This window comes from Vibrio ordalii ATCC 33509 (genome assembly GCA_000257205.1).
GTDB lineage: Bacteria > Pseudomonadota > Gammaproteobacteria > Enterobacterales > Vibrionaceae > Vibrio > Vibrio ordalii.
In genome coordinates, this window is the sequence record AEZC01000140.1 from 1 (window position 1) to 6,393 (window position 6,393).

The 6,393-nt window shown below is 43.5% G+C and carries 5 protein-coding genes and 1 pseudogene; 2 read left to right on the forward strand and 4 right to left on the reverse strand.

Features of this window, described 5'->3' with window-relative positions; translation table 11 throughout:
- From VOR_RS0110195 to hemL, 4 genes are all read right to left on the reverse strand, one after another.
- The coding region (locus tag VOR_RS0110195; protein ID WP_029627089.1) for a HAMP domain-containing protein at nt 1–1,382 on the reverse strand (1,382 nt) is incomplete at its 3' end.
- A gap of 198 nt (nt 1,383–1,580) precedes the next feature.
- On the reverse strand, nt 1,581–2,624 hold the full coding sequence (gene rsmC / locus VOR_RS0110200) for a 16S rRNA (guanine(1207)-N(2))-methyltransferase RsmC (RefSeq protein ID WP_010319609.1): 1,044 nt from the start codon (nt 2,622–2,624) through the stop codon (nt 1,581–1,583).
- 83 nt (nt 2,625–2,707) lie between these two features.
- Complete coding sequence (locus VOR_RS0110205; RefSeq protein ID WP_010319610.1) at nt 2,708–3,793, reverse strand: AI-2E family transporter; 1,086 nt, start codon at nt 3,791–3,793, stop codon at nt 2,708–2,710.
- Nucleotides 3,794–4,069: 276 nt separating this feature from the next.
- Nucleotides 4,070–5,365 carry a glutamate-1-semialdehyde 2,1-aminomutase gene (hemL, locus tag VOR_RS0110215; protein WP_010319612.1) on the reverse strand — a complete coding sequence of 432 codons (1,296 nt, stop codon included), beginning with the start codon at nt 5,363–5,365 and terminating at the stop codon, nt 4,070–4,072.
- 320 nt (nt 5,366–5,685) lie between these two features.
- On the opposite strand from hemL, the gene erpA reads away from it, so the two are divergent.
- Nucleotides 5,686–6,027, forward strand: coding sequence for an iron-sulfur cluster insertion protein ErpA (erpA, locus tag VOR_RS0110220; protein ID WP_010319613.1), 342 nt, complete (start codon nt 5,686–5,688; stop codon nt 6,025–6,027).
- A 122-nt stretch (nt 6,028–6,149) separates the two neighbouring features.
- Nucleotides 6,150–6,393, forward strand: a pseudogene (locus VOR_RS0110225) (efflux RND transporter periplasmic adaptor subunit); the annotation flags it as partial.

Here is a 6,393-nt window from a genome sequence, read left to right on the forward strand (position 1 = left end):
ACTTTTAGTTTGTTAGCGAGATGCAACTCATCGTTCTGTTTGCGGATTAATTGAATGTTGCTTTCGAGCTCTTTATTTTGCGCTTTAATCAGCTGCATTTTTTCTCGGATTGAACGCTGCATACGCTCAAAACTGACTGCGAGTCGACCAATCTCATCTTTACGATCGGTATTGATAACATTTTCATCTAAATCCCCAGCTGATACTTTTTCTGCCGCCCAAGTGAGCTTCAGTAGGGGAGAGGTAATAAAATTAGAGAGATAATGTGAAGCGATGACGACTAAAATAATCGCGGTTAGCATGGCGAAAATAAATAATTTCTCAAGTTGATGAACTCGCGCATAAGCCTCTTTTTCTGGTATCTCTACCACCAAAGCCCAATTGATATTTTTGTTTGCAACAGGTGCATAGGCGGCAATGGTTTTCTCATTCAATGTATTGGTGTAAGTACCAACGGCACTCAACCCAGAAAGCGCAAGATTGATCACTTTTTGACTAGTCTCGATTTCTTGCTGCGTGTAAGAGAGTATTCGAGAATGATGATCTTGCCCGACCAGTAAAGTCCTTATTTGCGATGTCGCATTGGTGTCAGCAACGAGTTTTGTGATGCCATTGTTTGGTAGGCGGAACATGGCGTAGCTGTGCAGGTAGCCCTGTTGAATAATGGGCGCGCCAAGCCAAGCAACTGATTGCCCTTCTTGTGGTGAAAAGTCAGAAATAATGACTGGTGTATATTCTTCATTGGTTTTTCGTTGTTCGCTAACTTGCTGCTCTAACTGGCGGAATGTTTTACCCAGATTACTATCTTTGTATTTTCCAGTCAGTAAATTGGTCCCATAGTTGTCGTGCTTATAAACGGAATAAACGACATCACCATCGAGATCCACCAGTAAAATATCGTCAAAATCAGAACGTTTAAGCAGTTCTAAATACGCCCAATGATAGCGTTTGTGCAGTAGGCGATACCGTTCACTGCCTACATAGCTGCTCGATTGTGGCAATATTGACGTTTTTATCTGATCACCAGAGCCAGGAATATAACGCTGCTGGGCATGCTCACGAGCTTGATCAATATCCAGACCAAGTCTTTGGAACGCATTGACTAAGCCGTAAAAACGCCCTCCACTGGCATAAGCTAACTCTGAACGAACAAACCCCATCACTTCTGATTCTTTGGCCGCGAGGTAATCGAGAACTTGCTGTTGCTTTGTGTCTCTGACTGACAATAAGTGAGACGTGCTTTGTTCTTGAAGATCTTTAGTGTGTGATTGCAGAAAAAAAATGGCAGTCACAGTTAAAGGCGTGATGCTCAAAACGAGAAAAGCCAGCATAAGAGTATTTTGCAGGCGCTTAAATTTTTGCTTACGAGAGAACCTAAACATAGAAAAAGGCATTACTTTCCGTGAGGTTTTAACGGCATGAGGTAGTCGTTAAAGTGAATGAAAAAACAAAGAAAACCTAAAGTGACGAAATTAACGAGTTTTTTTACTTTGACAAGTAAGTCCTGTGGAAAGCGTGGTCACTAACACAAAATTGGTAAAAATCATTCAGTTTAGTGACCAATTGAGAGTGGATTACACTTATTGTTGCGACTTTTGTAATGTTTTTTTTGCGTGGTAAATGATGAATTTGTTAGTTTTATTTAACACCTCGCAATGACCATAAGCCTGTTCAATTAGCGGGGTATATTTAAGAAAACTGTTGGCCACAATAAAAAGTTCGCCTTTTGCGGTTTGATGGCTTGGTGCGTTCGCCAGTAAGGCTTCTGTCGCACTATAGCTGGTCTCTAATCCGGAGTGGAAAGGGGGGTTTGAGACGATAAATTGGTAATCTTTAGCGGTATCTGAGTAGACATCAGAGGCAAATACATTCCCTGATATGTTATTCGCTATCAAGGTTGCTTTGGTTGATTCAATCGCAAGCGCGCTGATATCGCACAGTTCAATCTCGATATCTGGGTTTAATGTAGCCATTACTGTACCCAGGACACCAGCACCACAACCAAAGTCGAGAACTTTACCCCTCAGTTTAGGTAGTGTATCAAGTAACAGTTGGCTGCCGAGGTCAAACTCACCATGACTAAATACGCCAGGTAAACTTTTAACAATCAGTGAGTGTTGCTGATACTGCACCTGATAAGTTTTGAACCAGTCTGCAATTTGGAAGCTCGGTGGCTGCTGAGTGCATTGCCCCCAATAGAACGAACAGCGTCGAGCTGAATCATACTTTTTAACCACCCCATAAGCTGCAAACATTTTTTCAATGCTTTTTATGCCCGAGCGGTTTTCACCTACCACCACAATCTCAGTCTCTTTGCCCAGTTTGGCCAACAGCATCGCAAGCAGATATTGAGCTTCCTGCTTCGCTTTGGGCCAGTAAAGCAAAATCATGTCAGCATCGGTTTTTTGCTCAAATTGAGCGCCAAAATGACATGTAATTTGCGAATAGGATTCGAGTTGGCGGTAGTAACCATAATGAGTGGTGAACACCGAAACAGAGCGACAATGATTGGCTAACTCTACAGGAAATAAATCCTCCGCTTCTCCAGCCACTAAAAGATGTTTTCCTTCGAAATAAGCAAGCTGACGTTGGGCAATTTGGCTTGGTGCGGTGTAACTGGACATAGTGGGCTCTGCGCTGAAAAAGAGGGGCAGATTCTCGCACAGTCTGCCCCTTGCTTCTAGCTTGATCGTCAGTAAGTCAAAAGTTAGCTATTATCTTGTTGATTGAGAAAACCTTTAAACTCTTCCTCATAAATATTAAACAGCACCATAGTGATGGCAAAAATAAGTGGTCCGTAAATTAACCCAATCAGGCCAAATAGCTGAATACCACCGAGCAGAGAGAAGAAGATCATTAAGGTGTTCATGCCCGCGCTCCCTTGCATTAAAAAGGGCCGCAATAAATTATCAATTGAGCCAACAACGATAACGCTCCAGAGGGCCAAGAATATGCCCCATGTGCTATCCCCGGTTAGAAAGAGATAAACAGTGGCTGGAATCCATATCAGAGCTGTACCGATAACCGGAATAAAAGAAGCAAATCCCATCATAGTTCCCCAAAATAACCCAGGGAAACCTGCGAGCCACATACCAAACCCGCCCGCAAAGCCTTGCGCTATTGCGGTTAAAAATGACCCCATGACAGCCGATTTGGAGACTTGCTCAATTTCGCAGAGCAACCTGTCTTCTTGACTACGCGACAACGGCAAGATATGCCTAAGAGCACTGATGAGTTTATCGTGATCACGCAGTAGAAAAAACAACACGAACAGCATTAAGAAGAAATCCATCAAAAAACTGGTCGCATCACCGAGCACTTTTGCACTGATACTAACTAAGTTGGCACCAAATGAGCTGGCAAATTGCCCCACTTTTTGTGCGATTTGTTGTGGCTGAATTTCATCAAAGGGCAAATATTGATTGGCAATGGAAAGCCCTTTGACAACCAAAGGATGCGCGAAGGCAGTTTGAATGCCCCCATGAGTCACCCATTGATACATGTTCTGAGAAAATACCGACCCTTGCTGCACAATAGCAGCAAAGACAAACAGCAGTGGAATCACAATAATAAAGGTCAAAATGATGCACGAGAGAAATGAGGCGGTATTTTTGTATTTGGGGATTTTTCGTTCGAGCCACTCATGAATGGGAAACATCAATAACGAGATGATGAAAGCCATAACAATCGAGTTGATATAAGGTGCAATCAACAGATAACAAGCAATAGCCGCAATAATAAGTGCGGCAATGAGTACCCAGTGGCTAGAGGTGATTTTCACTTTTTCTGACACGTTGTTAATCCAACCTTGTAAAGTAATGGGGTTATAATGACTGCAAATCAGCGTGTTATCAATGAGGAACTGATGAGATGGGATGTTGTGATAATGAAAAAGGGTGTCAAAACCAGCATAAAAAAAAGTTGAAGCTACCGTGGTTTGCCATCAGCATGATGGCGTTGGTCGTTTTAGTGATTTATTACTGGCAATGATAGGCTGTTTATTGAATCTGAAATGAATAAAGGGCTGATCTACAGCCCTTTATACTATGATGAGTCTGCCTAATGGTGCTTATCCCGCTTGAGCTGCCATCATCGCAAAACAGCGATCGGCTGCTTCTAGTGTTGCTTCAATCTCTTTAGAGCCGTGAGCCAAAGAGGTAAAGCTTGCTTCAAAAGCTGAAGGTGCTAAATAGACACCATGCTCGAGCATCAAGTGGAAGAAGCGCTTGAAACGTTCAACATCACATTTTACGACTTCTTCATAACAGGTGACGCGCTCTTGATCGGTAAAAAAGAAGCCGAACATGCCACCAACTTGGTTCACCAGCAAAGGAATACCGTGTTTGTCTGCAAGTTCTTTGAATCCATCAGCCAATTGCTTTGTTTTGGCCGCGAGACGTTTTTCATTGCCTTCTTCTTTTAGAAGCGTCAAGCAAGCATAACCCGCAGCCATAGCCACAGGGTTACCTGATAGCGTACCAGCTTGGTACACCGGACCCGTTGGAGCGATGTATTGCATCACATCACGGCGTCCACCAAAAGCGCCAACAGGCATACCACCGCCAATCACTTTCCCCAGTGTTGTTAAGTCTGGTTTGATGTTGTAGTAAGCCTGTGCACCACCTAGTGCAACACGAAATCCTGTCATTACTTCATCAAAGATCAGCAGAGCACCTTCTTGGTCACAGATGTCACGCAAGCCTTCATGGAACCCTTCAACTGGTGGAATGCAGTTCATGTTGCCCGCGACCGGTTCAACGATAATGCAGGCTATTTGGCCTTTATTGGCCGCGAACAATTCGTGTACAGATTCTAAATCATTAAAAGTGGCGGTCAGTGTATGTTTAGCAAAATCAGCAGGCACACCAGGAGAGCTTGGTTGACCTAACGTTAAGGCGCCAGAGCCTGCTTTCACTAGCAAGCTGTCTGCATGACCGTGATAGCAGCCTTCAAATTTTAAAATTTTATCGCGGCCAGTGAATCCACGAGCTAAACGAATGGCGCTCATCGTCGCTTCGGTACCGGAACTGACCATGCGTAGTTGTTCCATCGATGGAACCAGCTCAGAAACCAACTCCGCCATATCGATTTCCATCTCGGTCGGCGCACCAAAACTGAGACCACGCTGCGCAGCGCCTATCACAGCTTCACGAATAACCGCATGATTATGGCCAAGTATCATTGGCCCCCAAGAGCCGACATAATCAATATAAGCTTTGCCATCAGCATCAAAAATCAACGGGCCGTCTGCGCGGTCGATAAAAATAGGCGAGCCACCAACTCCGTTAAAAGCACGTACAGGAGAGTTCACTCCACCGGGAATTGCACGTTGTGCCTTTTGATAAAGCTCTGCTGATTTGGTCATGGATTTATCCTCTTTTGCTTGTTCGGACCAGTTGGTGTCGCATTGTATACCCAAACTCACCAAAGGCACTTTTTTTCACTCATTTTCTGAGTCCATTCACAGCCCAATGAATGCCGTATAGTGTACAACTTACGCGACAGTGACTGCTTTTTAAGTGCATAATGCCTCGTTAGTTGGAGTTTTAACTTAAGTGGCGGTGAATACTTGAACGAATAGGTCAGGTATTAGATAATCAGCGCATTATTAAAAGAATCACCTTTACAGGCATAAGTTCATCATAATAAGCCTGACAGGTATTAACTCGAGTGAGAGAGGCCATCGTGAGTGAAGTCAATATACCCTTGTCATTTTCTGATACTGCAGCACAACGCGTAAAAGCGTTGATTGCTGAAGAAGAGAACCCAGCGCTGAAACTGCGCGTTTATATTACCGGTGGTGGTTGCAGTGGTTTCCAATATGGGTTTACTTTTGATGAGAATGTAAACGATGGCGATACAACCATTATTAATAGCGGCGTGACCTTAGTCGTTGACCCAATGAGTTTACAATATTTGATGGGTGGAATAGTCGATTATACGGAAGGTTTAGAAGGCTCGCGTTTTTTTGTCAATAATCCTAATGCAACAACAACATGCGGTTGTGGTGCATCATTTAGTGTTTAACTAAAATCAATTCGATGTGCGATCAAGTGGCCGTTGCCGATTAAAGATTAAGAGCTCTACCTATTAGGATATTTCGTAGGGCTTTGCCTAGTTAAAGGCAATAACATCATAAAGGACTATCTATGCCTGATACCAACATCAGCCGTTCATCTATTGGCCTCTTTTTTTCGCAACGACCTTGGCTACTCTCGACGATTTTTATTCTAGTTCTCTGTTTTTGGTTAGGTTTTGGGGTATTGAAAGCGGAAGAGCCCCGGCAAACTACCAATGACACCATTCCTCTTGCGAAAGTGATTTACCAATCTTTTGAGGCTGAATTGACCGATAAGCATATCGATCTTTACGGTCGGACCGCACCTAATCGTC